General features: G+C 54.0%; 28 protein-coding genes and 2 pseudogenes. 15 read left to right on the top strand and 15 right to left on the bottom strand.

Translation table 11 applies throughout. From position 1 onward, the window contains the following. The first annotated feature begins 337 nt into the window (after nucleotides 1-337). Together MO767_RS27835 and MO767_RS27830 are read left to right on the top strand one after the other, a co-directional pair. Nucleotides 338-640 (top strand): hypothetical protein, encoded by a 303-nt coding sequence (locus MO767_RS27835; protein ID WP_282483149.1) that lies wholly within the window; start codon nucleotides 338-340, stop codon nucleotides 638-640. Between the two features lie 292 nt (nucleotides 641-932). Then, entirely contained in the window at nucleotides 933-1,145 is a 213-nt protein-coding gene (locus MO767_RS27830; RefSeq protein ID WP_007905882.1) for a cold-shock protein, read from the top strand. Between the two features lie 72 nt (nucleotides 1,146-1,217). Here the strand turns inward: MO767_RS27830 and MO767_RS27825 are convergent, their stop codons facing one another. Continuing rightward, entirely contained in the window at nucleotides 1,218-1,538 is a 321-nt protein-coding gene (locus MO767_RS27825; protein ID WP_282483148.1) for an I78 family peptidase inhibitor, read from the bottom strand. A gap of 165 nt (nucleotides 1,539-1,703) precedes the next feature. Further along, nucleotides 1,704-2,009 (bottom strand): hypothetical protein, encoded by a 306-nt coding sequence (locus MO767_RS27820; protein ID WP_282483147.1) that lies wholly within the window; start codon nucleotides 2,007-2,009, stop codon nucleotides 1,704-1,706. A 132-nt stretch (nucleotides 2,010-2,141) separates the two neighbouring features. Here MO767_RS27820 and MO767_RS27815 point away from each other — a divergent pair, with 132 nt between their 5' ends. Then, nucleotides 2,142-2,348 (top strand): hypothetical protein, encoded by a 207-nt coding sequence (locus MO767_RS27815; RefSeq protein ID WP_282483146.1) that lies wholly within the window; start codon nucleotides 2,142-2,144, stop codon nucleotides 2,346-2,348. Nucleotides 2,349-2,386: 38 nt separating this feature from the next. Here MO767_RS27815 and MO767_RS27810 read toward each other — a convergent pair whose 3' ends face one another. The 8 genes from MO767_RS27810 to MO767_RS27775 form a co-directional block, all read right to left on the bottom strand. Beyond that, nucleotides 2,387-3,415 (bottom strand): nucleoside hydrolase, encoded by a 1,029-nt coding sequence (locus MO767_RS27810; RefSeq protein ID WP_282483145.1) that lies wholly within the window; start codon nucleotides 3,413-3,415, stop codon nucleotides 2,387-2,389. A 43-nt stretch (nucleotides 3,416-3,458) separates the two neighbouring features. Continuing rightward, complete coding sequence (gene rbsD / locus MO767_RS27805) at nucleotides 3,459-3,863, bottom strand: D-ribose pyranase (RefSeq protein WP_282483144.1); 405 nt, start codon at nucleotides 3,861-3,863, stop codon at nucleotides 3,459-3,461. Continuing rightward, nucleotides 3,860-4,777 carry a ribokinase gene (gene rbsK, locus MO767_RS27800; protein WP_282483143.1) on the bottom strand — a complete coding sequence of 306 codons (918 nt, stop codon included), beginning with the start codon at nucleotides 4,775-4,777 and terminating at the stop codon, nucleotides 3,860-3,862. The genes rbsD and rbsK overlap by 4 nt, the downstream gene beginning before the upstream one ends. A 57-nt stretch (nucleotides 4,778-4,834) precedes the next feature. Beyond that, nucleotides 4,835-5,854 carry a LacI family DNA-binding transcriptional regulator gene (locus tag MO767_RS27795; RefSeq protein WP_282483142.1) on the bottom strand — a complete coding sequence of 340 codons (1,020 nt, stop codon included), beginning with the start codon at nucleotides 5,852-5,854 and terminating at the stop codon, nucleotides 4,835-4,837. 3 nt (nucleotides 5,855-5,857) lie between these two features. Further along, complete coding sequence (locus tag MO767_RS27790) at nucleotides 5,858-6,835, bottom strand: ABC transporter permease (protein ID WP_008145645.1); 978 nt, start codon at nucleotides 6,833-6,835, stop codon at nucleotides 5,858-5,860. Then, nucleotides 6,832-8,385 (bottom strand): sugar ABC transporter ATP-binding protein, encoded by a 1,554-nt coding sequence (locus tag MO767_RS27785; protein ID WP_282483141.1) that lies wholly within the window; start codon nucleotides 8,383-8,385, stop codon nucleotides 6,832-6,834. Before MO767_RS27785 ends, MO767_RS27790 begins: the two co-directional genes overlap by 4 nt. A gap of 56 nt (nucleotides 8,386-8,441) precedes the next feature. Next, on the bottom strand, nucleotides 8,442-9,398 hold the full coding sequence (locus tag MO767_RS27780; RefSeq protein WP_282483140.1) for a sugar ABC transporter substrate-binding protein: 957 nt from the start codon (nucleotides 9,396-9,398) through the stop codon (nucleotides 8,442-8,444). Nucleotides 9,399-9,594: 196 nt separating this feature from the next. After that, nucleotides 9,595-10,056: a hypothetical protein gene (locus MO767_RS27775; protein ID WP_095128570.1), complete on the bottom strand. Its 462-nt coding sequence runs from the start codon at nucleotides 10,054-10,056 to the stop codon at nucleotides 9,595-9,597. A 349-nt stretch (nucleotides 10,057-10,405) separates the two neighbouring features. Between MO767_RS27775 and MO767_RS27770 the strand changes: the two genes are divergently transcribed. From MO767_RS27770 to MO767_RS27760, 3 genes are all read left to right on the top strand, one after another. After that, nucleotides 10,406-11,494, top strand: coding sequence for an asparaginase (locus tag MO767_RS27770; protein WP_046047713.1), 1,089 nt, complete (start codon nucleotides 10,406-10,408; stop codon nucleotides 11,492-11,494). Nucleotides 11,495-11,664: 170 nt separating this feature from the next. Then, a complete protein-coding gene (locus tag MO767_RS27765) occupies nucleotides 11,665-11,955 on the top strand; it encodes a DUF1654 domain-containing protein (protein WP_282483139.1) in 291 nt (96 codons plus the stop codon). Nucleotides 11,956-11,959: 4 nt separating this feature from the next. Continuing rightward, the gene (locus MO767_RS27760) at nucleotides 11,960-12,649 is read left to right on the top strand and encodes an endonuclease I family protein (protein WP_282483138.1); all 690 of its coding nucleotides are present in this window, start codon (nucleotides 11,960-11,962) and stop codon (nucleotides 12,647-12,649) included. 59 nt (nucleotides 12,650-12,708) lie between these two features. On the opposite strand, the pseudogene MO767_RS27755 reads toward MO767_RS27760, so the two are convergent. Further along, nucleotides 12,709-12,849: pseudogene (locus tag MO767_RS27755) on the bottom strand (siderophore-interacting protein); the annotation flags it as partial. A gap of 123 nt (nucleotides 12,850-12,972) precedes the next feature. Beyond that, the gene (locus tag MO767_RS27750; protein ID WP_282483137.1) at nucleotides 12,973-13,338 is read right to left on the bottom strand and encodes an SPOR domain-containing protein; all 366 of its coding nucleotides are present in this window, start codon (nucleotides 13,336-13,338) and stop codon (nucleotides 12,973-12,975) included. A 250-nt stretch (nucleotides 13,339-13,588) separates the two neighbouring features. Here MO767_RS27750 and csrA point away from each other — a divergent pair, with 250 nt between their 5' ends. Beyond that, nucleotides 13,589-13,783 (top strand): carbon storage regulator CsrA, encoded by a 195-nt coding sequence (csrA, locus tag MO767_RS27745; RefSeq protein WP_007938114.1) that lies wholly within the window; start codon nucleotides 13,589-13,591, stop codon nucleotides 13,781-13,783. Between the two features lie 178 nt (nucleotides 13,784-13,961). Here csrA and MO767_RS27740 read toward each other — a convergent pair whose 3' ends face one another. Then, nucleotides 13,962-14,417: a DUF2214 family protein gene (locus tag MO767_RS27740; protein ID WP_282483136.1), complete on the bottom strand. Its 456-nt coding sequence runs from the start codon at nucleotides 14,415-14,417 to the stop codon at nucleotides 13,962-13,964. Between the two features lie 211 nt (nucleotides 14,418-14,628). On the opposite strand from MO767_RS27740, the gene MO767_RS27735 reads away from it, so the two are divergent. Together MO767_RS27735 and MO767_RS27730 are read left to right on the top strand one after the other, a co-directional pair. Then, the gene (locus tag MO767_RS27735) at nucleotides 14,629-14,841 is read left to right on the top strand and encodes a hypothetical protein (protein WP_033061943.1); all 213 of its coding nucleotides are present in this window, start codon (nucleotides 14,629-14,631) and stop codon (nucleotides 14,839-14,841) included. 298 nt (nucleotides 14,842-15,139) lie between these two features. Beyond that, nucleotides 15,140-15,892, top strand: a complete 753-nt coding sequence (locus MO767_RS27730; RefSeq protein WP_282483135.1) for a carbonic anhydrase — start codon at nucleotides 15,140-15,142, stop codon at nucleotides 15,890-15,892. 66 nt (nucleotides 15,893-15,958) lie between these two features. Here the strand turns inward: MO767_RS27730 and MO767_RS27725 are convergent, their stop codons facing one another. Together MO767_RS27725 and MO767_RS27720 are read right to left on the bottom strand one after the other, a co-directional pair. After that, a complete protein-coding gene (locus MO767_RS27725; protein ID WP_282483134.1) occupies nucleotides 15,959-16,153 on the bottom strand; it encodes a hypothetical protein in 195 nt (64 codons plus the stop codon). A gap of 34 nt (nucleotides 16,154-16,187) precedes the next feature. Further along, the gene (locus tag MO767_RS27720; RefSeq protein ID WP_161990834.1) at nucleotides 16,188-16,382 is read right to left on the bottom strand and encodes a hypothetical protein; all 195 of its coding nucleotides are present in this window, start codon (nucleotides 16,380-16,382) and stop codon (nucleotides 16,188-16,190) included. A gap of 565 nt (nucleotides 16,383-16,947) precedes the next feature. Here MO767_RS27720 and MO767_RS27715 point away from each other — a divergent pair. From MO767_RS27715 to MO767_RS27690, 6 genes and pseudogenes are all read left to right on the top strand, one after another. Then, nucleotides 16,948-17,904 carry a site-specific integrase gene (locus MO767_RS27715; RefSeq protein ID WP_282483133.1) on the top strand — a complete coding sequence of 319 codons (957 nt, stop codon included), beginning with the start codon at nucleotides 16,948-16,950 and terminating at the stop codon, nucleotides 17,902-17,904. Nucleotides 17,905-18,088: 184 nt separating this feature from the next. Further along, on the top strand, nucleotides 18,089-19,519 hold the full coding sequence (locus MO767_RS27710) for an IS1182 family transposase (RefSeq protein ID WP_282483132.1): 1,431 nt from the start codon (nucleotides 18,089-18,091) through the stop codon (nucleotides 19,517-19,519). 341 nt (nucleotides 19,520-19,860) lie between these two features. After that, nucleotides 19,861-20,379, top strand: a pseudogene (locus MO767_RS27705) (site-specific integrase); the annotation flags it as partial. A gap of 712 nt (nucleotides 20,380-21,091) precedes the next feature. Then, on the top strand, nucleotides 21,092-21,508 hold the full coding sequence (locus MO767_RS27700) for a hypothetical protein (protein WP_282483131.1): 417 nt from the start codon (nucleotides 21,092-21,094) through the stop codon (nucleotides 21,506-21,508). Nucleotides 21,509-21,727: 219 nt separating this feature from the next. Then, the gene (locus tag MO767_RS27695) at nucleotides 21,728-22,150 is read left to right on the top strand and encodes a hypothetical protein (protein ID WP_282483130.1); all 423 of its coding nucleotides are present in this window, start codon (nucleotides 21,728-21,730) and stop codon (nucleotides 22,148-22,150) included. Between the two features lie 228 nt (nucleotides 22,151-22,378). Then, complete coding sequence (locus tag MO767_RS27690; RefSeq protein ID WP_282483129.1) at nucleotides 22,379-23,884, top strand: hypothetical protein; 1,506 nt, start codon at nucleotides 22,379-22,381, stop codon at nucleotides 23,882-23,884. The last annotated feature ends 631 nt before the right edge of the window (nucleotides 23,885-24,515 follow it).

Raw genomic sequence — 24,515 nt, 5'->3', positions numbered from 1 at the left:
GTCACGTGGGTTGGGATGAGCCAGTACAAGATCCGATCCAGGCCATTCAATGACGAACGCCTGCCTTACAGCGGCAGGAGCCTTGCGGCCAACCGGAAAACCGAACCAGAGTGACTGGGATTCAAATCAGGGTTATTCGCACACTTGCCGCTACCGGGACTGAAGGTCATCCGGAGCCTGCAAACGCCCGAGCGAGGCATGCTAGCACAGATGAACGGTCGTCGACGCACAGAGGCTTTGTACTGGGGCAAATCGGGCAATTTTATGCCAAAGTGCTGAACTAGAACCCTGCTTTACCCCTCATAACAAGACATTGACCCACAAGGAGCATCCCAGCATGCGTCTGAAAAATTTGTTCGCAGTAGTCGCCCCCATCGCTCTGCTGCTGCCACTGGCCGCCCACGCCGATTGGCCTAAGGGCGAGCGCGAGAAATACATGGCTCAGTGCACAGAGGCGGCCACTCCGCAGATCGGTGCTGCAGCAGCGAAGGCTCACTGCGCTTGCGGCGCCGATTCCATCAAATCGTACCCTGCCAAAGACATCCAGTCCCTGATGGACAACACCGCCAGTGATGCCCTGAAACAAAAAGCACTGACCCAAATCTCGTCGTGCAAAGCCGATAACAAAGCGAAAAAATAAGCCCGACAGAGCGCTTTTTGTGCCTGCAACGACAGTAAAAAGCCTCTGAAAACCGCTTTTTCGTACAATTTATGCAGGTTTTTCAGGTTTTTTTATTGTCTTTACTTTTGGCTGAAAGCCTTTTAAAACGGGGCTTGCAGCCGAACAGAGCAGCAAACAGAACGCGACTGCAGGGCAAACAGCACGTCCGGGGGGCTCCCAAAGCGAACATTTCGACTATGATACCCCGGTGTGCCCAGTTGGCCTGAGCAGCACAGCACTACTGAAAATATATGTTTCTTGGAGATACACCATGTCTAATCGCCAAACCGGCACCGTTAAATGGTTCAACGATGAAAAAGGCTTCGGCTTCATCACTCCTCAAGGTGGCGGTGACGACCTGTTCGTACACTTCAAAGCTATCGAAAGCGACGGTTTCAAAAGCCTGAAAGAAGGCCAGACCGTTTCCTTCGTGGCTGAGAAAGGCCAAAAGGGTATGCAAGCTGCACAAGTCCGCGCTGAGTAATTTTCAGCCGCACTAAAAAAACCCCGTCCATGTGACGGGGTTTTTTATGGGCGAAACAAAAGCCCGAAGCGATCAGCCGCAGTTGACGCGGGTGACGACCCGATTGGCATCGGTATTCAGATTCAGGCGATCGGAGCGGTACTCCAGGGTCACCATATCGGCAGGCAAGAGGAACCGTGCATTCTGCGCGCCTGCGCGAGTACGCGCCTGCTCCAGCAGTTCAGGCGAAGCCTTTTTGCCAATCGTGAATTCGGCAGCCTTTGCCTCACAACGGCTGTGACCCGTGTCAGTCGTCGTGACAGGATCTGTTGTCGACTCGGTGGAGGTAGTACTGCAACCGGCCAGCATGGCAACGGCCAACAAAGTACCCAATGACGCGAGCTTCCAAGGCATGAAGCCTCCTTATTCAATAGTTAAGCTGAGATCGTGCAACCGCCAATTTGGCGCTTGGTTTCACAGGGAGTACTAGAACCCTGCCCTCTATTCGAACACGCGGCGAGTTTGCCTGAGCATCGCCCTGCCGTTTACCACTCAATCGTGACTGAATATGAACAGCGCTCAATAGACGTCAATGTAGTCGAACGGCGGATTCGGCCAGTTCTCTTTCAGCGCATTAAAAATTTGCATGACCCAGACCTCGTCACTGGCCGCGACCAATCCTACATAACCGGAACCCTTGGCCCACGTCTCCAGACGAAACAACAGCCCGCTGATATCAGTGCCGCCCACAATGCCTGAAGAAATGTAGGCGATGCCGCCCTTGGTGACTCGCAATTGAGTGTGCTCATCATCGCTGGCAGAGGCCAGCAGCTGACGTACCGCCTCAAGGGTCAAGCCGTCAGGAGTGTTCAAATCGATCTGCACAGCACAGTCCTTGAAAAATCGTCAAAGACCAAGTGTCGCATAGCCCTCCCCTTATGCCTAAGTCGGAGTGCCAAAAGCCGCGCAAAATGGTTAACTCGACACACAGACTTTCCCGACTTCACGAGCGCCATCATGACCACCGTAAGCATCGACGCCGACATCAAAGCCAAGTGGCCACAGGGCCACAGCTCTTACAGCCCGGGCAGCCCGGAAGAGTTGGCAATCATTGGTATCGATCTATTGGTCAAGGAGCTGGGTACGCAAGCCGCCCAGACATTCATCGCGCAGATATTCGAGAAATACCCCACCGACTATATGGGCCTGATAGATAGCGAGTGAAAGCAAAACCCGCAGACTGGCAACTGCGGGTCTATGGCTTACTTCAGACGAGCCAGACGCTCGGTCAGCAGGTCAAAGAAGCCCTGGGCGTCGCCGCTTTCTACCCAGAAAGCGTTCTTCGGCGCTTTCAGGCCGTCATACCAGTCGACGATGGTTTGGCCGAACGTCGGGCCTTCGCGGCTATCAACCACCACATTGACCGAGCGACCAGTGAACAACTCAGGCTTGAGCAGGTAGGCGATGACCGTCGCGTCATGCACCGGGCCACCCGGAATACCGTAGTGCTCCATGTCGCCTTTGACGTATTCATTGAGAATATCGCCGACCAGCTTACTGGCATTGTTGTTGATCGCTGCGATCTGCTTAAGACGCGCTTCGCTGGTGAGGATCTTGTGGGTCACGTCCAGCGGCAGGTAGGTCAACTTCACCCCACTTTTCAGCACCACTTCAGCAGCCTGTGGGTCAGCGAACAGGTTGAACTCAGCCACCGGGGTAATGTTGCCACCGTTGAAGTGTGCCCCGCCCATGATCACCACCTCCTTGATACCCTGAACGATCTCAGGTTCCTGGATCAGCGCCAGGGCCAGATTGGTCTGTGGCCCCAGCATGGCGATGGTGATGCTGTGGGGCTTGGCGGCTTTCAAGGTGTCGATCAGGTAGTTGACCGCATTGCCCTGGGCCAGTCCTTTTTTCGGCTCATGTACGGTGACACCCGACAGGCCTTCCTTGCCATGGATGTTCTCGGCATAGATCGGCGTGCGCATCAGCGGCTTCGGAGCGCCCGCGTAGACCGGCACCTCCTCGCGCCCTGCCCACTCGCGGGCCAGCCGCGCATTACGCGAAGTCTTGTCCAGACGCACATTGCCGGCGACGGTGGTCAGCGCACGAATGTTCAGCTCTTGCGGCGATGCCAGAGCAAACAGCAAGGCAACCACGTCATCGGCACCCGGGTCGGTGTCGATGATCAAGTCGATCTTTTCCGCCGCCTGGGCACTTGTTGCGGTAATCAGGGACAAAAGCAGCAGACTCCGGAGCAGATGGTGCAGTTTGTGAGCATAGCGGTGCATAGCGCACTCCTTGTGCGTGGAACAACAGAAAGACAACAGCGAGTTAGAACGTAACCCCTGCCACCAGCACGATGTTGCAATACGGCTGACATTCGCCTGTACGAACAATCGCCCGTGCCTGTCGGCTGAGGACTTTGAATTGGTCATGACTGAGCAGCTCACGCCGACCCAACGCACCTTCGGCATTCAGCTCATCGAGCGTCGCCAATGCCGAAGGCTTTTTGTCCAGGATCTCCTGGGCCAAAACATGGCTCTCGACCTGCATTTCGCTGAGCACAACCTTCAAAGTGCTGACGAAATCCGGGATACCGTGGGTCAGGGCCAGGTCAATCAGTTCAATGCCTGGAGGCACCGGCAAACCTGCATCGCCGATCACCACGGTGTCGCCATGGCCCAGGGATGCGATCAGCCGCGACAGCGCGACATTGAGCAAAGGTGTCTTTTTCATGGTGCTTTAAAGGCCTGTACGTCGGACAAGGTGGGAATCGAGGGTTGCGCGCCAGCGCGGGTCACCGATAGCGCCGCGGCAACCTGGCCGAAACGGATCGCGTCGGCTTCGCTTATGCCGGCCGCCAGCGCGGCGGCGAAACCACCAACGAAGGTGTCGCCAGCCGCCGTGGTATCGACAGCCTTCACCTTCGGCGCAGGGAAATGCTCAAAGCCTTTGCCGTTGGCAAACAGCGAACCTTGAGCACCAAGGGTGATGATGACCTTGCCGGCACCCATAGCGATCAACCGGGATGCAGCGGTTTCGGCAGATGCCAGAGAATCCACTGGCAAACCACTCAGCGCAGAGGCCTCGCTTTCATTGGGTATCAGGTAATCGATGGACGCGTACCAGTCCGCCGGCAGCGGGCGACTGGCCGGCGCAGGATTGAGGATCACGGTCTTACCCAATTCACGGCCGCGCTTGAGCGCATGACCGACAGTGGCATCCGGGACTTCCAGCTGACAGATGATCACGTCCGACGCCCGCAATACGGCGCCGAAACGATCAATCACCTCTGGAGTCAGCGCTCCGTTGGCGCCGGCAACGATCACGATTGCGTTCTGGCTATTATCATCGACCACGATCAACGCTACGCCGCTGGAATCGTCGACGGTGCTGACTGCCTGGCAATCGATCTGCTCGGCCAACAGCGCCCCGCGCAGCTCTTCGCCGTAGGCATCGCTGCCCACGCAACCGACCATCGACACCTGCGCCCCCAGCCTCGCCGCTGCGACCGCCTGATTCGCGCCCTTGCCACCGGAAACCGTGGCAAACGACTCGCCGATCAGCGTTTCACCGCCTCGAGGCAGCCGTGGCGCCCGGGTGACCAGGTCCATGTTCAGGCTGCCTATAACCACTACTTTTGCTGGCATACGTCACTACTCATCAATTCTGTTTCAGCGGTGCTTTTGATTTAGCGGCTTTCTATTTCAACGGAATTGGGAAAACACGCCGGCAAGCGGCGCAGTCGACTCCCGCAAGACAATACTGGGCGTCACGATCCGTTGATCGGTGGCCATATCGGGTGTGGCGATTCTTCTTAAAAGCACTTCGGCCGCCATCTCGCCGAGTTGCAGGATCGACTGCCCCACGGTGGTCAGCGCCGGGTACACATAGCGGCTCATCTGAATATCGTCGAAGCCGATCACCGACAGCTCCGTCGGCACGCGAATATTGCGCTCGGCCGCCGCTCGCAGCACACCGATGCCAATCATGTCGTTACCGGCGAAGATCGCGCTCGGCGGGTGCTTTTCCAGCAGCATCGCGGCGGCGTTGTAACCGCCGGTGCTGGTGAAGTCGCTTTCCAGCATGCGCTCGCGGGATACTTCGACACCCGCCTCTTGCAGGGCACGGCAATAACCGGCCAGGCGCATCTGCGCCACGCTGGTACTCGCCGGGCCGCCAATAGTGGCAATGTCCCGGTGCCCCAACTCCAGAAGGTGGCGGGTCGCCAGGTAGGCGCCGTATTCGTGATCGATCCGCACCATGTCGGCATTCACACCTTCCAGTCCACGGTCGACGATCACCATCGGCGTACGCACGCCTGCCAAGCCTTCTGCCAGCCCCGCGTCACCACCAGCCGAAGCGACGATCAGCCCGTCGATGCGTTTTTCCAGCAGTACGCGCAGGTAGCTGCGTTGCTTGTCCGGGTTGTCATCGGAGTTACAGAGAATCACGCAGTAGCCATTACGCTCGCAGTAATCCTCGATGCCGCGCGCCAGTTCGGCGAAGTATGGGTTGAGGCTGTTGGGCACCAGCAGACCGATGGTCGCCGTGGTTTTGGCTTTGAGAGACCGGGCCACGGCACTGGGCACGTAATCGAGAGTTTTGATTGCTGCCTCAACCTTGACCCGCACCTCTTCGCTCACCGGCCGGGTCTTGTTCACTACGTGGGAAACCGTGGTGTAGGAAATTCCCGCGAGCGCTGCCACATCCTTGATTGTTGCCATGACTCAGGTCCGCCGGCTTGCGCGCTGACTGCGATAAGTATCAAGCACCACCGCCACCACGATCACTGCGCCGGTGATGATGCGTTTGGTGGGTTCAGTTGCGCCGATCTGCGCGAGACCGGCCGCCAATACGGAAATGATCAGAACCCCGAAGAATGTACTGATGACCGAACCGCGACCGCCCATCAAGCTGGTGCCGCCGATCACGACCGCGGCGATCACTTGCAGCTCCAGCCCGGAGCCGGCATTCGGATCCGCCGCTTCCAGACGGGAAATCTGGAACAGCGCAGCAATACCGGCCAGCAGCCCCATCAGACTGAAGACCAGGATCTTGTAGGGCTTCGGATTGATCCCTGCCAGACGCACCGCCTCTTCGTTGGTGCCGATGCCGATCAGGTAACGACCGAACACGGTACGCGTCAGCACTGCCTGGGCAATGAAGATGATCAGCAAGGCAATGATGAACGACGGCGAGATGCCGAAGGCGATCGGGTTGGACAACCAGGCGAAGGCATCACCGATGTAGGCCGTGCGCGATCCGGTCATCTGGTACGCCACACCACGGGCCATTTCCAGCACGCCGAGGGACACGATGAACGACGGGATCCGCCACGCCACAGTAATCGAACCCGTGATGGTCCCGGCCAGTGCTGCCGCCGCCATTCCGAGCAGCGCGGCAGGCAACACGCTCCAGCCCCAACCAAGAATTGCCACGCTGACCGTTGACGCCGCGAGCGCGAGCACCGAGCCCACCGACAGGTCGATACCGCCGATGATCAACACGAACGTCATGCCGACCGCCAGCACCATCAAGTCCGGAATCTGGTTGGCCAGGGTACTGAAGGTGTCATAAGACAGGAAATGGCTGCTCAGAACCGAGAACAGCGCGACCATTGCCAGCAAGGCGCCGGCCAGTCCCAGATAGGTACCGAGGCCGTAAAAGTTGCCACTCCGTTTGCCGGCAGTCACTGCAGTATTCATGCGAGATCCCTAGGCGCTGCTTCGTTGAGCAACGCATCACGTTTTTGGTAGCCGGCGAACGCGGCGGCAAGCAAATCATCCTGGGTCCAGCTGTCACGCTCAAAGGTGTCGATCAGACGTCCTGCCGAGAGCACCCCGATGCGGTCGCAGATCAACATCAATTCACGCAAGTCGCTGGACACCACCACGAGCGCTTTGCCTTGACGGGTCAACTCACCGAGCAAGGCATAAATGTCAAATTTGGCGCCGACGTCGATGCCACGCGTTGGCTCGTCGAACAGCATCACCGAGCAATCACGCTCAAGCCACCGGCCGATCACGACTTTCTGCTGGTTGCCGCCGGACAGTTCCGACACAAGTTGCGTCGGGCTGGAACTGCGGATGCGCATGGCGTCGATCTGACGCTGGGCCAGCGCCATCTCGTCACCATTGTTGACGAAGCCACCGCTGGAAATCACAGGCATATTGCCCAAGGCAATATTCGCGCTGATCGATTGGGTCAGCAGCAGGCCTTCGCCCTTGCGGTCTTCGGTGATCAGCGCGATGCCATGACCGACCGCGTCAGCCGGTGACCGGATACTGACAACCTGTGCTGGCGAACCGAGTGCAACCGTGCCGCTGTCCGCTGTATCAGCACCGAAGATCAAGCGCAGCAACTCGGTGCGCCCTGCCCCGATCAAACCGGAAATCCCGTAGATTTCGCCGGCGCGCACTTCGAAGGACACGTCGCGAACCTTGTCGGAACGGGTCAGCCCTTTGACCGTCAAGGCTGGAGCGCCGATCTTGCGCGGCCCCATGTCGATGTGTTCGCCGAGTTCACGTCCGACCATCAGCGTCACCAGTTGCTCGCTGTTGTAATTGGCCATCGGCTCGACGCAAACCAGGTTGCCATCGCGCAGTACCGCAATACGCTGGGCGACCCGCGCCAGTTCTTCGAGACGGTGCGAGATATAGATGATCGACACGCCGCGAGCTTGCAGACGAGTGATCTGCTCGAACAGCATCTCGACTTCACGGTTCGTCAACATCGCGGTCGGTTCGTCGAGGATCAGCACGTGACAATCGCCGATCAGGTTGCGGGCGATCTCCACCATTTGCTGGTGACCGATGCCCAATTCGCCCACCAGCGTGTCCGGGTCAATCGCGTCAAGGCCGACCTGGGCCATGGCTTCGATCGCGGCCTTACGCAATTGCCTGCGACTGATCCAGCCACCCTTGCTGGGCAGGTTGTCGAGAAACAGGTTTTCCGCCACCGACAGGGTCGGCAACAGATTGAGCTCTTGCATCACCATGCGGATGCCGAGGTCTTCGGCCTGAGTGCGGCTTGCGGGGCAGTAATCCTGCCCTTGGAATTGCATGTGACCGGTGGTCGGTGTGACCAGCCCGCCGATAATCTTCGACAGCGTGCTTTTTCCGGCGCCGTTTTCGCCGGTCAGCGCCAGCACTTCACCGCGCATCAGCGTCAGGTCGATGCCGGTCAGGACCGGTTGGGCGTAGGTCTTACCGATACCGCTGACCGAGAGGACAGCGTTCGGGGCGGAAACTGACATAAAAACTCTCCATGCGCTCGCCCCGACGGGCGAGCACCGTTGTGTCGCCAGAAGGACTACTTGGTGACCAGCTCTACTGGAGTTTCGATCACACCATTGGTGCCGCTGTCGACTTTCTCACCTTTGATGATCTTCAGCGCTGTCTCGATGCCGAATACAGCTTGCTTGGCTGCAAACTGGTCAGCGGTGGCCAGAACGCGGCCATCCTTGAGCATTGGCTTGATGGCGTTGATGTTGTCGTAACCGACCACTTGCACCTTGCCGGCCTTGCCCGCTGCACGCACGGCGGATACTGCGCCGACGGCCATGCTGTCGTTGCCGGCCAGCAGGGCTTTGACTTGCGGGTATTCGCTGAGGATCGAGGCAGCAACCTTGTTACCTTTGTCGATTTCCCAGTCACCCGACTGCAAAGAAACGACCTTGATCTGCGCCGCTTCCATCGCATCCTTGAAGCCTGCGGTTCTTTGCTGTGCGTTGGTGGTGGTTGAAACGCCTTCGATGATGCCGACTTCGTCGCCGGCCTTCAATTGCTTGGCCAGGTACTCGCCCACCAGACGCGCGCCTTTGCGGTTATCCGGGCCTACGAACGGTACAGTGATGTTTTTGCTTTTGACCACAGCCGGGTCCAGCTGATTGTCGATGTTGATCACGGTGATACCGGCATCGATAGCTTTCTTGATTACAGGAACCATGGCCTTGGAGTCAGCGGGCGCGATGACCAGCGCATTGACCTTGGCCAGAATCATTTGCTCGACGATGCGTGTCTGGCCAGCCGTGTCGGTTTCGTCTTTGATGCCGTTGGAGATCAGCTCGAAATCGCCGGAGTGGTCTTTCTGATAGGCCTTGGCGCCGTCTTCCATGGTCAGGAAGAATTCATTGGCCAGGGATTTCATGACCAGCGCGACTTTGGGTTTTTCAGGCGTCTCGGCGAAGGCCGAAGAGACAGGTAACGCGACGGATGCGGCAGCCAGCATAGCGACAGCGAGAAGACGTCCAGCGAATGGCAGCTTCATGGGTTCACTCCGATCTTATGATTATTGTGAGCAACGCTTGCGCTGGCGTAGGCTTCATTGCGCTCACGGATGGATAACCACCGGGAGCACCGCGCAAACGTTTGCGGAGACCGAACTATGCGAACCCTGTCGCCATTTGTCAACGAGCAGAAACGACCATTTATTTGAACTGGCTGGCAAAAGCCGGGCATTCAAGTCATGCCGTAGTGTTGACCACTGTTCCGGTGCTGGAACCCTTGGCCAGTTCCTTGACCAGGGCCGCGGACACTTCCAGCAACGCACCATTGGTGTCGGCAATCTGCCCTTGAATTGCCATGACCACAGTGGCCTTGGCTTCCGGTGTCGGATAAGACGCCGCCTGAGCTGCGGCTAATTGTTGCTGTTGCTCGCGCAGTTGCTGTTGTAGCTCTTGCATGCGTTTGAGCAGGACTTTCACCGCCACACTCTGGTTGCTTTCGTCTGGGGTTTCGGTCTGCGCGCCCGCGCTTTTATCCAATCCCAAAGGGCCAGTCTTGACTTGGTTGCCGTCGCCTTCTTTCGTGCCCAGCGTCTTATCGGCAGCCTCTGCGGTGGCGTCGTTCAACGCTTGAATCGTAGCGGCGGATTTGCCGCCGATGGTGACGCCTGCGGCGTTTGGGATACCAATGGATAACGACATGTGAACTCCTGAGCAGAAAGATCCTTTAAAGGAACATCGACTGGAGCGCGGGTTTCTTTAGCACTGATTCGCAATCTTGCAAGGCGTTTTGCTCTACAGAGGTCGTAGTACTTTTCGGAGAGCCGAACAAAAACGCTCAACGCGTTCGGAAACCCGGACAACAGATTGTGTAATCACTCTGGCGACTCAGATAAATACTGATACAAATCATCAAGTTAAAAGTTTTCATCATTCAAAGTACGACTGGTACAGATCCTGCTCTTCTCATTCACCCCAAGCGTTCAGATCGGCCTGGGGGGCATCTAGATGAACCTGCATCAGCACCGTCTCACTACTAGAGAGAAAAATAATGACATCTGCTTTCAAGACCTTCGTTCCGGGCGCTTTGGCCCTCTTGCTACTCCTGCCTACTGCCCTTCAGGCAAAAGAAGTCGAAACCCAACAGAAACTGGCGAACGTGGTGATCCTGGCCACCGGCGGCACCATTGCCGGCGCGGGCGCCAGCGCCGCCAATAGCGCGACCTATCAAGCGGCAAAAGTCGGCATCGAACAATTGATCGCCGGGGTTCCGGAACTCAGCCAGCTGGCTAACGTTCGTGGCGAACAGGTCATGCAGATCGCGTCCGAAAGCATCACCAACGACAACCTGCTGCAACTGGGTCGTCGCGTGGCTGAACTGGCCGACAGCAAGGACGTCGACGGCATCGTCATCACCCACGGCACCGACACTCTGGAAGAAACCGCCTACTTCCTGAACCTGGTGGAAAAAACCGACAAGCCAATCATCGTTGTCGGCTCCATGCGCCCAGGCACCGCTATGTCGGCCGATGGCATGCTGAACCTGTACAACGCAGTGGCCGTGGCCAGCAGCAAAGAGGCACGCGGCAAAGGCGTACTGGTGACCATGAACGACGAAATCCAGTCGGGTCGCGATGTAAGCAAAATGATCAACATCAAGACCGAGGCGTTTAAAAGTGCCTGGGGCCCACTCGGCATGGTGGTCGAGGGCAAATCCTACTGGTTCCGTCTGCCGGCCAAGCGTCACACCATGGACTCGGAATTCGACATCAAAACCATCAAGAGCCTGCCTGACGTCGAAATCGCCTATTCCTACGGCAATGTCAGCGATACCGCTTACAAAGCGTTGGCTCAGTCTGGTGCCAAAGCCATCATTCACGCCGGTACCGGCAATGGTTCAGTCTCGTCCCGTGTAGTCCCATCGCTGCAAGCCCTGCGCAAGGACGGCGTGCAAATCATTCGTTCGTCCCACGTCAACGCAGGCGGTTTCGTACTGCGTAACGCTGAACAGCCAGACGACAAGTACGACTGGGTTGTGGCGCATGACCTGAACCCGCAAAAGGCTCGCATCCTGGCCATGGTCGCACTGACCAAGACCAACGACAGCAAAGAGCTGCAACGGATGTTCTGGGAATACTGATTCGCCCTCGCCCGACCGGTTCCGGTCGGGCACTGCTTTCACCACTCGCCAACCCAGGCGAGTGGCTCACACCCCCTTCCGATATTTCGATAAAAAACTTCCCTTCGTCCTACACCAAACGGAAAAAATTGCTGTCAGCGGATTTTCTTTAATTTTAAGCAGTTGCGAAAATGCTTACAGTTAAATACTGTATGCACGTACAGCCAAATAAGGATAATTCCGTGGCCACCACCTCCGCCTCTCCTGACTCCTATGAACGCATGGGTATGCGCGTTCAAAAAATTATCAATTCCCCCACCGCCCAAAAAGCCAAAGCAGCCTTGATCTTCCGTCTACCGGACGAACCCGTGGATGAGTGGGAACAATTGCTCGAAGAAATCGACGAGAACGACAACGTCACCCTCGCCTATCGCGACGATGGCGGTGTGCAGATTTTTTGGGTTGTGCCGAAGGAAGATTGAGGCAATGAGTGTCCGCTGGTTTGCTTTGCTGTTTTTGTTCATCACCCTCGGCGCCCAGGCTGGCGCCCCACGCACTTTCAACGAAGCCAAGAAAGTTGCCTGGAAGCTCTACGCACCGCAATCCACAGAGTTCTATTGCGGGTGCAAATACACCGGCAACAAGGTCAACCTCGCGGCCTGCGGTTATGTACCGCGCAAAGACGCCAAGCGCGCTTCCCGCATCGAGTGGGAGCACATTGTTCCGGCGTGGCAGATCGGCCATCAGCGTCAGTGCTGGCAAGAAGGTGGGCGCAAGAACTGCACGCGTTACGATCCGACCTACCAGAAGGCCGAAGCCGACCTGCACAACCTGGTGCCGAGCATTGGTGAAGTGAATGGCGATCGCAGCAACTTCAGTTTCGGCTGGTTGCCGGTGCAGTCGGGCCAATATGGCTCCTGCCTGACCCAGGTCGACTTCAAGGCGAAGAAGGTCATGCCCCGCCCGTCCATACGCGGCATGATCGCTCGAACGTATTTCTACATGAGCAAGCAATATGGTTTGCGCCTGTCGAAACAGGATCGACAACTGTACGAAGCCTGGAACAAAACCTATCCGGTAGAGGCCTGGGAACGACAGCGCAACCAGAGCGTGGCGTGCGTCATGGGACGCGGCAACGAGTTTGTCGGCCCGGTCGACATGAAAGCCTGTGGTTAAGCGCTCGCTGAAAACACAAAGGCCTCGGGTTTAACACCCGAGGCCTTTGTTCGTTTCTAACCGTCCACAGCCGGAAAGAACAGCTTCACGCGCTGGTCCGGCTCCCAGGTCGCCATATCGGTAACCATCGGACCGGCCAGAGTGACGCGCATCAAATGAGGACTCAGCGTCTTTTTGTGCCGCAGGACTGCATCGAATATTTTGTAAGGGGTGGCAGGCCAAGGAGGGAACTCCTACTGGGATTCGACAGTGACTACGTCTAGAAACGAGTCAATGTGGATCCACTTTAAGGCGTTCAGTCGAAAGCTCCCAGGAAAAAACCGTTACTGGGTCACTGGATGTTCGACAACCAGCAATTCGATGTTCTGTTTCTTCGCCCGGGTAAGCGCCGCACGCACTTCTGTCTGTTTGGCCTCAGCCTCGGCTTTCGAACTGAATGGCCCGAGCAAAATCCGGGTCTTTCCATTTTCCTTGACGATATTGGAAACGAAACTGTGCTCAATCAACCAGCCGCTCAAATCGCTGACCGCCTGAGGCGTTTCACCTCGAACTTCGAGATCCCATTGTGGCGCGGATGCCGTCGAAGGAGCAGTCGCAGCTGCCGGTTGCGGCTTTTGCGCGTCAACACTCTTGCCCTCACCGCATCCCGCCAGCGCCAATACAGCGATTACCAAGACCATTTTGCGCACAACGCTTCCCTCAGAATGCTTAAAGTGGCGATTTTAGCATCCATGAATACTTCCCGAGTGCCGCAAAATGGGCTCAAAACAACGAGAATGATGGTTACGGCCTCTGTATAGTTACGCCTTGGGAATTAATGCAGCATCTGCGCGTCAGAAAGAGGCACCCAAACCATGAGACTTCGCACTAATCTATACATACCACCGACCTCTGCACTGTCCGAATCAGGTGCCCTACAAAGCAATCAAGGAGAAGACCATGCTGATACTCACCCGCAAAGTCGGTGAAAGCATAAACATTGGCGATGACATTACGATCACCATTCTGGGCGTTAGCGGCCAGCAAGTCAGGATTGGCATCAATGCCCCGAAAGACGTTGCGGTTCATCGCGAAGAAATCTATCAGCGCATTCAGGCTGGCCTCACCGCTCCAGACAAACCGCAGACTCCCTGAATCCTGTTGCGGTCAGTAGCCAGCCCGTTCGTTACAGCGCAATGGCTGGCTAAAGATTCATGCTCGGCATTTTGCTGAGCACTCGCCTCCCCCCCATTACGTGAAGCCGATGCTACCGGCTTCGGCCACGCCGTGACTGTCAGATTATTCTCTTTAACCCCGACGAATCGTGCCGTTATTAGCCGAAGGTCACACCGCGCGCCACGCCGGTGGCCGCAATCACCATCAACATCAACAACAGCGCTTCGATATGGCTGATGCGTGCAAACAGCCTGGCTCGACCCTGGTCAATCGAAGCGCCCCTGCCCAAGGCGATCCGCCACTTGATCAAGGTGATCATTGGTGCCACTTCAAGCAACAGAATGATCACGAACAGCATCATCTTCAGATGGAATAACGGCTGATGAAGGTAATAGTCGGTGCCTTTTTCGTACCCACCGAAGACCCGCATCAAACCTGTGATCAGTAAAATACCCGCACAGATGCCCCATACGTTATCGGCAACCAGCACGCTGCGAACCTGCGCCGTACCGACGACCAGGCGGCTTAACGCCGTCCCTCGGGTGAGCACCGCCCAGAGGCCCAAGGCAACAGCCAATAGGTGGATCGCCGCAAGAAACCAGTGAGACAGCATTGGGATGCTCCTGACAGGGTTAAGAAAATGAGCTTGTGAGTAGTAGTCCAAAATCTGGAAATCTGCCTTCCAGGCACCCACAGGCTGAAAGCGATTTTTTCGAAGCATGACTGCCTGACATGACTGGCGAACAGCCAGCTATCTCCCTATCATGCCGCCCACTGGCCCTTGCGTAAGGAGCCAGAGGACAATCACTCAAAAGGGAATAGACGTGAAAGAGTTCGTAATTGGTGTAAACAACGTAGTTCTGTACGTCGCACTGGCCGTTATCTGGATCGCCGCAGTGGTCATGATCTTCGTTCAGGGCTTCTGGTCCGGGGCAGGTGTTTTCATTACCGGCACCCTGACGTGGTGCATCATCTCCGGCTTCTGGTTTGTACAGTCGGCGACTTATGAAGAACTGAAGAAGTTGAACGCCAGGTAAGATTGGTTTTAGTTGGTTGGACCTAACACGCAGGTCCGACGTTGTTGAGATGAACCACGCCAGCAGTGATTCATGCTCTTCATGCAACATTGTAACGAGGGGGCAATCCCCTCGTTACAGTGCCTGGCGACTACCCAGGCTTGTGCGAACCCACGCCCCTACATTGCCTGAAAGCAAGCCCCGAGCAACATAACGTTACATCCCGTCTAGACTCCAACCACAAGTGCCGAAGGCCCCTGGAAGCACTTCCCCCCCAACAGCAAGTCATTCCCATCAACCGACCCGAGTACACAAGATCATGTGTAAATCATGTGATTCAAACCCTATTCAAAACGCGATTGGTCGTCGTAGATTTCTTCAGTTTGCCGGACTAGGAGCAGGCGCTCTGATACTTGCCGGTGCACTGCCCGACAAATTCGTTCAGGCTGCCGAGAAAACCGCTGCTGCGCCAAAACCACAAAACTCCATCAGCCCTGACATGGCACTTCAAAGGCTTATGGAGGGAAATGAACGGTATATTTCCGGCAACTCCAAGACACATGACTTCAAGTCAGAGCGGGAAGCCTTGGTCTCAGGCCAGAACCCGTTCGTGTCGGTACTCGGTTGCTCTGACTCCCGTATCGCTCCTGAGTATGCTTTTGACACTGCTCGAGGCGATCTTTTCGCCATACGCGTCGCGGGCAATTTCGTTACCGATGAGGGTTTGGCAAGCCTTGAATACTCTGTCGCGGTACTCGGCGCACCACTGATCCTCGTCCTGGGGCATGAGAGCTGCGGCGCCATCAGTGCAGGTATAAAGGCAGTAAAAGATCACACTGTTTTCCCTGGTCACATCCCGAAATTGACTGACGCACTTAAACCTTCCATCGAGAAAGTGCTCAATAATCCCGGAAGCCTTATCGACAACGCTACAGCGCAGAATGTCAAAGATTCGGTTAACCGCCTCAAAAATGCCTCACCACTGCTGACTGATGCGCTCAGCAAGGGCACGTTGAAGATAGTGGGAGGCGTCTATCGCCTCGCTAGCGGCAAAGTAGACTTGATCGCCTGATCCAATAGCGCTGCACCGCTGCCGAGATACAGATGTGAAGAGCCCAGCGCGATGGCTGGGCTCTGGTTATTTTCTGTTTTCCATCATCTTGTCGGCGAGAGCTTTGGCCCTTTCAATCAACAGGTTCTGCCTGTCTTCATGAGTAGCCCCTCCTACAACCGGTGCCGTCAGATTGCTTTCCGCAATCAACGCAGCGCAGAAGTATTGATCCCAAACAGCTCTGTCCTCAGATACCGGCTTGTTCATTTGGGCGGCGATCATATGCGGCTCCTTTTGATGAGGTAGCACCGCTATCTTACGCCTGAATCACTGGCAACCCGCGCCGCTGAAGACAAGCGCATTCAGTCGCCTCTATCGTCACGATCACGATCACGGCCGTGATTGCGTTCATACCCCTGATCATTGTCACGACGATCATATCTGCGGTCATCCCTTCGATCATCGTCATAACCTCGGTCGTATCCACGACGGTAATCATGACCTCGATCACGATCTCGACCGTACCTTTCTCCGTCGTCCCAGTGAGGCCCACAGCCTCCCAACAGGAGAGAGCCTGAAATGGCCATGAACATTATTACTGCACGCTTCATTTGAACGTCCTAAATGCAAAGGTCAGCGGTATGACCGTAAGGCAGCTTAATGATTCACTGATCAGATACAGCAAGCCAAATCCAAAGCCTGAATTAACAACGTGCTGATCGGCAAGGAGGCACTAGTAAGCGCGGCTCGCTTCGGCTAGAACGCCTATCACGTCATCAAGCGGACCACCGGCAAAGTGAAGGCACGACGAAAAGAAGGTCGAGTATCTGGAGGTGGGTGCCGAACTGGCTTTTTGAGTGGGGGTTTTGCAAAAGTTTTGCAAATCGCAGGCAACAAAAAAAGGCCCACCTTTCGGTGAGCCCTTCTAGACCGCCCAGCAGAGCGGATTTTGTTTGGTAGGCGCGATTGGACTCGAACCAACGACCCCCACCATGTCAATGTCTGCTTGAGCAAGCTGCAAGCCCTGCTGCTCTTGGATTTCACAGAACGCCCATTCACATCATGAGGCGTTAAAAATGGCTAATTTCCGCTTACTCCCGTCCGGCAACTGGAACGCTCAGATACGGGTTAAGGGTAAATCTCCCCAGTCGAAAACCTTCAGCACGAAGTCCGAAGCAGAGACATGGGCGAAACAGATTGAAGCCGTGACGGTGGATCGCAAGCATCACACTATATATACGTTGGGCATGACCTACTGCGAGACGATGCTAAAGGGTAAGGGCAGCTACGACCACGCCCTGAAGATCGTGGAACATCTAGGCAGGCACTTCACTCAGCCCATCCACGAAATCACCCCGCAGATGATCAATGACTTCAAGATCATGCGATTGAAAAAGGTGAAGCCGTCCACGTGCAGGACGCAGCTCGCATTCATGTCCCGCTTCTACAGGTTTGCCAAACGCGGGCTCCTGATCGACATACACAACCCTGTCAGTGATATCGCACTCCCAAAGCCTGGTCGGTCTTCAGACAAGGTGATTAGTGCAAGCGAGCTTGAGCGGTTACTGGCAAAGCTGTCACCCATCATGAAACCCATTGTCGAATTGGCATATGAGACTGCCATGCGCCGCTCTGAGATCCTAAAGCTGACCAAAGACTGCCTGCACCTCAAAGAGCGGATTGCCGATGTAATTGATGGGAAGAACGGCACACGATCAGTTCCCCTCACCCACCGTGCAGTGGAAATTCTCCAAATCGCTCAAGTGTGCGCCACAGTAGAACCTCACCCGAACAACCTGATCTTCCCGGTCACCCCACATGCAGTTTCTCAGGCAGTGCGATTGGCACGAGTCAAGGCAGGCTTGGACAGTAGTGTTCGACTACACCAGCTCAGGCACACCAGAATAACGAACGTCGCCAAAAAGGGGTTCAACAACGCCCAGATAATGATCGTGTCGGGCCACCGGGATACACGATCCGTAGCGCGATACTCCCACCTCAACGTTAGGGACGTTTTGCACCTAATCGACTGATCGATTCGGACGGTGGGTAATTGCAGAGACTTACCCACCCATTTTGCATTCGACCTGACCAATCATTTCCAACGGATTTGACCATCAAGCTGCGGGCTGAGACCGGCAGAAAACGACCCAGGCTGTGTGAAAACGCCAGTGATTGTCTAACCTTCTGATCGTCGAGATCGTAGCAGGGGCGATCATGAAGCGATTTATTGAAGGTGAGGCTCGGACGCAAGTCACCTTGCTGCCGGAGTGTCTGGACGATTACGTAGCCGAGGAAAATCCAGTGCGCGTGGTCGATGTTTTCGTCGATGAACTCGACTTGGGCGCACTTGGTTTTGAGGGTGTCGCTCCTGCCGCAACTGGTCGTCCGGCCTACCACCCAGGGGTGTTGCTGAAGATATATATCTACGGCTACCTCAATCGGATTCAGTCCAGCCGCCGGCTTGAGCGTGAGACCGAGCGCAACGTCGAGTTGATGTGGCTAACGGGGCGTTTGGCTCCGGACTTCAAGACCATCGCCAACTTCCGAAAAGACAACAGCAAAGCCATTCGCGGTGTCTGCCGCCAGTTCGTTGTGCTCTGCCAGCAGTTGGGGTTGTTTAGCGAAAACATGGTTGCCATCGACGGCAGTAAATTCAAAGCGGTGAACAACCGCGACCGGAACTTCACCAGCGCCAAACTGAAGCGGCGCATGGAAGAAATCGAGGCGAGCATCAGCCGTTATTTGGCCTCGCTCGATGCGGCTGATCGCCTGATCCCTAGCGCCTCCAAGCCAGACACGGCGAGCTTGGAAGATAAAATCGCCAAGCTCAAAACACAGATGAAAGAGCTTCAGGGGATTGAGTCTCAGCTCAACGAATCCCCAGATAAACAGGTTTCGCTGACCGACCCGGATGCCCGTTCGATGATGACGCGCGGCAGCGGGATCGTTGGCTACAACGTGCAGACGGCTGTCGATACGCAGCACCATTTAATCGTTGCTCACGAGGTCACCAAAAAAGGTTCTGACCGTGACCAACTCAGTTCAATGGCGAAGCAGGCTCGTGAAGCCATCGGCGTAGAAACGTTGTCGGTAGTTGCCGACCGAGGCTACTTCAAAGGCGAAGAAATCCTGGCCTGTCACGACGCAAACATCACCGCCTACGTGCCGAAGCCGATGACTTCAAGCGCCAAAGCTGATGGCCGATTCAACAAAGATGCCTTCGTGTATGACGCGATAAATAACGAATACATCTGCCCGGCAGGAGAGGCACTGATCTGGCGATTCTCCAGTATTGAGAAAGGCATGAATATGCACTGCTACTGGAGTTCAAAGTACCAGAGTTGCACGTTGAAAACCCAGTGCACGCCAAGCACAAATCGTCGAGTAAGGCGTTGGGAGCATGAAGCTGTGCTGGAGGAAATGCAGCGTCGGTTGAACCAAGCACCAGAGATGATGAAGGTTCGAAAACGGACTGTTGAGCATCCCTTCGGGACGCTCAAGCAATGGATGGGGGCAACGCACTTCCTGACTCGAAAACTGAACGGGGTGAGTGCGGAAATGAGCTTGAATGTGCTCGCCTATAACTTGAAGCGGGTTATGAAAATCATCGGTACAGAAGGCTTGCTGAAGGCGATGGCGGCGTAAAAGCCTCAGCTTTTACTGCTCCAAGAGGTGCCAAAGCGCTTCATACACGCTATGACGCGCTATCGGCGCTGATCTTGGCAAATGTTCGGGAAATCGCTTCGCCCAAGGGCGCGGGCTTAGGCATCCAACATACGAAAAGTGTTTTTACACACTCTGGGCCGTTCTCTGCCGATCATGGTCACAAAGTGTGCCTAGCAAATCCGGTGCAATCAGTGGTCAGCACGAATGCAAATGACTGTCTAAGTCGAATGCATACGGGTGGTCAATTGAAGTGCAATTTCGCAGACGGGCAGCCAGGTTGGCTGTGTTAAAAATTGTTTGAAAGCCTTTCGTGTTGTTAGCTGCCGCACCTGGGGCGAGCTACTGGAGCACGGCTGGAAGAGCTCTACCAACTGCGGGTGGAGGACTTCATCGAACATCAGGGCATCCAGTGCATCCGTATCGATGACAGCCGGGAAGGCCAGAACCTGAAGAACTCCAGCAGCCGACGCATTCTCGCCTTGCACCCTGCCCTGATCGACCTAGGCCTGTTGCAGTACGTTGAGTCAGTAAGGACCACCGGAGCGGATCGCCTGTTCCCTGAGCTGGAAGCGGTTCGAGTGAAGCTGGGGCACGCACCGTCGAAGTGGTTCGGTCGGTATAAGACGAAGCTTGGTATCACTGACCCAAGGAAGACGTTTCACAGCTTCCGACACACGCTCATTGATGACCTGCGGGATGCTGGTGTGCAGGACTCGCTCATCAAGCAAATCGCGGGACACGAGGACGGAGCGGTGACGTTCAGTATTTATGGTAGCCGCAGCCCACTGAAGGCAATGGCGGACGCCCTTCGTCACATCAGCATCCACGACCCAGCCTGACCTCAATACATCCAACAGCCGCAGCATGGAAGGCGGATGCTTGTATATACACTTACGCATTTGCGTGCTTACGTGAGTGAGCGATTACTTATCTATACATCTGGGTACTTACCCATTTACCCATTCACTTGGTCACCCACTCAGGTGTTCGGGTATTCAGGTAGGTGCTCAGACAAATATTCCGGTAGGTGTTCAGGTATTCAGGTAGGTGCTCAGACAAATATTCCGGTAGGTGTTTAGGTATTCAGGTAGGTGCTCAGACAAATATTCCGGTAGGTGTTTAGGTATTCAGGTAGGTGCTCAGACAAATATTCCGGTAGGTGTTTAGGTACGCAATCAATTAAGCGAGCAACCAAATGACCAACCAACCAAATAACCAAGCAACCAAGCAACCAAGCAACCAAACAACCAACCAAGCCATTGAATTATCAGTTAACGTGCATAACAATAATTTTTCAAAAAAGTATTGACAGGGAACCCTTAAGCCATAAAACTTGATCCAACTGGAGCGGCAACTCAGACGCCACAGCAAAAAATCTCCACTCCAAATCTAAAGAAGTCACAAGAGAGCCAGATAGCACTTAACAACAAGTTCAACCCCCTACCCATCACTGGCAAACATCGCACATATAAATTAGCATGCGACGATAACTATTCTTAGTGATATCGGCGCACTAACCCACCCAAAACTTTAATGGCCATTCCACACAACATGAATATTGCTAAATCCCAAGAGAACAGTAACCGTACTGATTGTGATCCAGAAAAATTGGCAGCAATTCTTAACGCGTTTCTCTCGCCCTACTGTGGAATTGCTACAGAGGCTGAGCCTTACAAGGTCCATCAAATGTATTTCCTGATGACAAACGAAATGGAAATTACTGGATTTACCTATGAGCCTTCTATTCATGAGGGACAGCACTGCGTAGCTGCGAGCGAAGCCGAATGTGATTTCATTGTGCAATTCCAGATCAACTGGCCGGACTCCAACCTACATTACTGGCAGCTTGAGACTTATCGGGCATATCACAAAGCTCGAAAAGCCCTTTTTGATATCAAGCAAAGTTACCCAAAGAAAAAGCGTCGCGAGCATATGGCCAAGATTGAACAACTGAGAAACTTTACCTAACTTTCCAGAGTCGTAGCCAAGACCAAGAGCAAGGATTTATCTATCTAATCCTGGCAGGCTTTTCAATCAATTAGAAAAAACCTACTCCAAGACTAATTAGAGTCTATATACGCACATACTGAATAAGCCGTCCAAGACTCCCTTTAACAACATCCATTACCCCCCTCTCACTTCAAGTACGAGCACGAAGTACTGTGAGAGACTGACAGGTATTGCCTCATGACCAACAAAACGCCATTCCCCACAGCAAACCACAAAGACCATTTCATCTATGACAACCAGCCATTCATTAACCCTGAACACGGAGAGCTCCACCCAATTGAGTGGGCCTTCGTAATTGACACTAACCTAATCCCCCCCTCCGATGAGGATTACGATGACTTTATTATCCCTCCAGAATATTATCTGCAGATCACGGCCAGCGGAGAAATACGAGGCGTAACACATGAGTACGATGAACATGAAGAGTATTTTTCGGTAACTGCAGGTGATAGCGACGTCAGACTTCTTAAAGCATTCTCCACTCAATACCCTAATATTACGCCCACGTTATCAGACCTACTAGATTATCGTAAATACTGCACGACCAAATGGAAAGAGCAGCTAAACCAAGAAAAAGAAAACACCTCAAATGATGATTAGTATCATCCCACACTAACATTCAGCGAACGGTCGCTAACCGCCAGCCCTATCTGTAAAAGGTCGCTGAATCGGGAAACCTTGGTTTACGATTATTCCCCAGCGACAAGCTTCATCAAAAGCTGCCAGTGCGTTGTTGAGACTTCACATACCTTTAACCAGAGACTCATAGCTCTGGCAGTGCATTGCTACACCCTGAAATCAGTTAATCACTTTAAATCCGAACTATTTATGAAAGTTATACACGCATTAATTGCACCGCCAGGAGCAGGAAAAACATCTTGGCTAATTAACCAGCTCACCAAGCTAGACGACCAATGCTCTGTACTTGTATTTCCAACAAAAATTCTTTCAGCAGAAGTGCAAAACCGAATGCAGGACCTGAAGATGGATTTCAATGCCATCGATAGCAATACTGTAGAAGGCTCTGTTGTACAGTGCCTAGAGGAAAGCCTTCTCAACCGAACTAACAGGATTCTCATCTGTACCCACGAGTCACTGAGGCTTATCAACCCTGAGACCCTGCATGGATGGAGACTGTACGTAGATGAGATCCCGACAACCTGGGATTGTTTAACACACAACTTTAGCGACCTCTCCTACCGTAAAGCGTTTGGCGGCATCACCGATGTGACCAAAGTAGGCGATAAGAACAGAGTGAGTGCGAAAGACGATTACCGTACGCTAATTGAAGGACTGGCCAACGGAGACGATTCAACTTTTACATCTGATGCACGCAGCATACTCAAGGCATTACTTGACCGCAGGTATGTTGTTGAAGTCGAAGAACTCGATTACAAGCTGCAGCGAACCATCAGAGTCATTGGGATCAAACATTACATCCCGGCATTCTACGCAGCAGAGGAAGCGGTGATCATGGGGGCTGAAGTAGAGAAAACGCTTCTTGGAATCACCCTGAAAGGAGCAGGCTGGTGCATTCGCCCCATCGAGGCAAACATAGATTTTTCTGGGTATGGAAACAAGGTAGAGATTCACCCTTTCTTCAGGAACAGGCCTTACTCAAAGAGTGCAGCACTTATGAAGGCAGGTAAACTTTATCCAGACTATCAAGAAGATTGCTTGCTAGATGCATGGCTGAAAGTCGATGTATTTAGAATCATCGGAAACAGGAAGGCGATTCTAGTGGCACATCAGTGGTGCAAACCTGAACTACCAGTTCCGCAAGGCCACGACGAAAGCAATATAAAATTCATCGCCATCGATAACAGAGGCATCAACGAGTACTCCGAATATAATATTGCAATTTGTCTACAGCACGGAAACATAACCCCAATAGAAAGCAGGAGCTTGAATACACTCGCAGAACTACTATCTATCGAGAACACAGTAACCTCCAATGAAATCAGGGATGCCGTGAAGTATGAACGGTTCTACGAGTCAACCCTTCAATCTGTTTGCAGAACTGCTCTGAGATCGAGAACAAGCCTATCCAATATCTTGCTATTTGTGCAAGACCTTGATATAGCAAACTTTCTCGCAGTAAAGATAGGTAATTGCGAAATTAACGAAGCTCTCTCTGAAGATTACGTAGCACCAGAGTCAGCATCAAAAATAAAGAGGGAGAGTCTAAAACAGAAGGCCATCAGCCTATGGGATCAGAAGTACAGCATTGAGAACATCGCCAAAGAGATCGGGAAGACAACAAGAACGGTAAGTAGCTGGCTCAGTCCGCATCGACAGCTGCAGCAAACAGACCAGTCGGAAATTTCTTCTTAAAGATTCTTTAAGAGATTTTTTCCACGATTATAAGCAGTACCACCTGTGCTGAGCACTGTAGAGACTATTATCACGTGACGGCACGTCACATTACATCACACAGTTAAAATCAAAAGCTTGTGGGGCTTTTCTGCCCCTCCCCCAATGATCACATGTTAGCCGTGAGGCAAGATAACACTTCTATTCTAGGGTGGAGTGGTGCTGCACCACCCGTGACCTTGATGTTAACCATGCAGAACCGCATAAGGAGCATCAATAAACTCATCGCTAACGTGCAAGGTTTCTCCATCGGTAAGCCATATAAGTAGCTAACCAGATGGGCTAGGGGTCGCTCACTAGAAGTTTCTTAGTATGCAGCCGCTGCACTGAAGCGTTGGTCAGTCAGACTTATCGGACATACGGAGATTGTTTTGCCAAGCACCAACCTTGTGCCCCTCCTTCTTAATTTTCGTTTATCGGTACGGCTAATTGACTAGTATCAACCTCCATGGGATTACCTGATGTCTACCAAGAGAAAAATTGCCTACGCTCATCATCTGCTCGACTGGAAATACGATGGCGGTTGCAGAGAGGCTTTATGTAGTGGTCTAATGATTCCGGACACCCATTTAGGCGAGAATGCTCGCCAGAC

Origin of the sequence: Pseudomonas sp. UYIF39 (assembly GCF_029963765.1) — a bacterium.
GTDB lineage: Bacteria > Pseudomonadota > Gammaproteobacteria > Pseudomonadales > Pseudomonadaceae > Aquipseudomonas.
Note: the sequence above shows the minus strand (reverse complement) of the source record. Positions and strands in the feature narration are given on the sequence as shown.

What these genes read in the sequence shown, in the direction of transcription:
- MO767_RS27835 (WP_282483149.1), top strand. Translation starts at nt 338, where the DNA reads ATGCGTCTGAAAAATTTGTTCGCAGTAGTCGCCCCCATCGCTCTGCTG.
- MO767_RS27830 (WP_007905882.1), top strand. Translation starts at nt 933, where the DNA reads ATGTCTAATCGCCAAACCGGCACCGTTAAATGGTTCAACGATGAAAAA.
- MO767_RS27825 (WP_282483148.1), bottom strand. Translation starts at nt 1,538, where the DNA reads ATGCCTTGGAAGCTCGCGTCATTGGGTACTTTGTTGGCCGTTGCCATG.
- MO767_RS27815 (WP_282483146.1), top strand. Translation starts at nt 2,142, where the DNA reads ATGACCACCGTAAGCATCGACGCCGACATCAAAGCCAAGTGGCCACAG.
- MO767_RS27810 (WP_282483145.1), bottom strand. Translation starts at nt 3,415, where the DNA reads ATGCACCGCTATGCTCACAAACTGCACCATCTGCTCCGGAGTCTGCTG.
- rbsD (WP_282483144.1), bottom strand. Translation starts at nt 3,863, where the DNA reads ATGAAAAAGACACCTTTGCTCAATGTCGCGCTGTCGCGGCTGATCGCA.
- rbsK (WP_282483143.1), bottom strand. Translation starts at nt 4,777, where the DNA reads ATGCCAGCAAAAGTAGTGGTTATAGGCAGCCTGAACATGGACCTGGTC.
- MO767_RS27795 (WP_282483142.1), bottom strand. Translation starts at nt 5,854, where the DNA reads ATGGCAACAATCAAGGATGTGGCAGCGCTCGCGGGAATTTCCTACACC.
- MO767_RS27790 (WP_008145645.1), bottom strand. Translation starts at nt 6,835, where the DNA reads ATGAATACTGCAGTGACTGCCGGCAAACGGAGTGGCAACTTTTACGGC.
- MO767_RS27785 (WP_282483141.1), bottom strand. Translation starts at nt 8,385, where the DNA reads ATGTCAGTTTCCGCCCCGAACGCTGTCCTCTCGGTCAGCGGTATCGGT.
- MO767_RS27780 (WP_282483140.1), bottom strand. Translation starts at nt 9,398, where the DNA reads ATGAAGCTGCCATTCGCTGGACGTCTTCTCGCTGTCGCTATGCTGGCT.
- MO767_RS27775 (WP_095128570.1), bottom strand. Translation starts at nt 10,056, where the DNA reads ATGTCGTTATCCATTGGTATCCCAAACGCCGCAGGCGTCACCATCGGC.
- MO767_RS27770 (WP_046047713.1), top strand. Translation starts at nt 10,406, where the DNA reads ATGACATCTGCTTTCAAGACCTTCGTTCCGGGCGCTTTGGCCCTCTTG.
- MO767_RS27765 (WP_282483139.1), top strand. Translation starts at nt 11,665, where the DNA reads ATGCTTACAGTTAAATACTGTATGCACGTACAGCCAAATAAGGATAAT.
- MO767_RS27760 (WP_282483138.1), top strand. Translation starts at nt 11,960, where the DNA reads ATGAGTGTCCGCTGGTTTGCTTTGCTGTTTTTGTTCATCACCCTCGGC.
- csrA (WP_007938114.1), top strand. Translation starts at nt 13,589, where the DNA reads ATGCTGATACTCACCCGCAAAGTCGGTGAAAGCATAAACATTGGCGAT.
- MO767_RS27740 (WP_282483136.1), bottom strand. Translation starts at nt 14,417, where the DNA reads ATGCTGTCTCACTGGTTTCTTGCGGCGATCCACCTATTGGCTGTTGCC.
- MO767_RS27730 (WP_282483135.1), top strand. Translation starts at nt 15,140, where the DNA reads ATGTGTAAATCATGTGATTCAAACCCTATTCAAAACGCGATTGGTCGT.
- MO767_RS27725 (WP_282483134.1), bottom strand. Translation starts at nt 16,153, where the DNA reads ATGATCGCCGCCCAAATGAACAAGCCGGTATCTGAGGACAGAGCTGTT.
- MO767_RS27715 (WP_282483133.1), top strand. Translation starts at nt 16,948, where the DNA reads ATGGCTAATTTCCGCTTACTCCCGTCCGGCAACTGGAACGCTCAGATA.
- MO767_RS27710 (WP_282483132.1), top strand. Translation starts at nt 18,089, where the DNA reads ATGAAGCGATTTATTGAAGGTGAGGCTCGGACGCAAGTCACCTTGCTG.
- MO767_RS27700 (WP_282483131.1), top strand. Translation starts at nt 21,092, where the DNA reads ATGAATATTGCTAAATCCCAAGAGAACAGTAACCGTACTGATTGTGAT.
- MO767_RS27695 (WP_282483130.1), top strand. Translation starts at nt 21,728, where the DNA reads ATGACCAACAAAACGCCATTCCCCACAGCAAACCACAAAGACCATTTC.
- MO767_RS27690 (WP_282483129.1), top strand. Translation starts at nt 22,379, where the DNA reads ATGAAAGTTATACACGCATTAATTGCACCGCCAGGAGCAGGAAAAACA.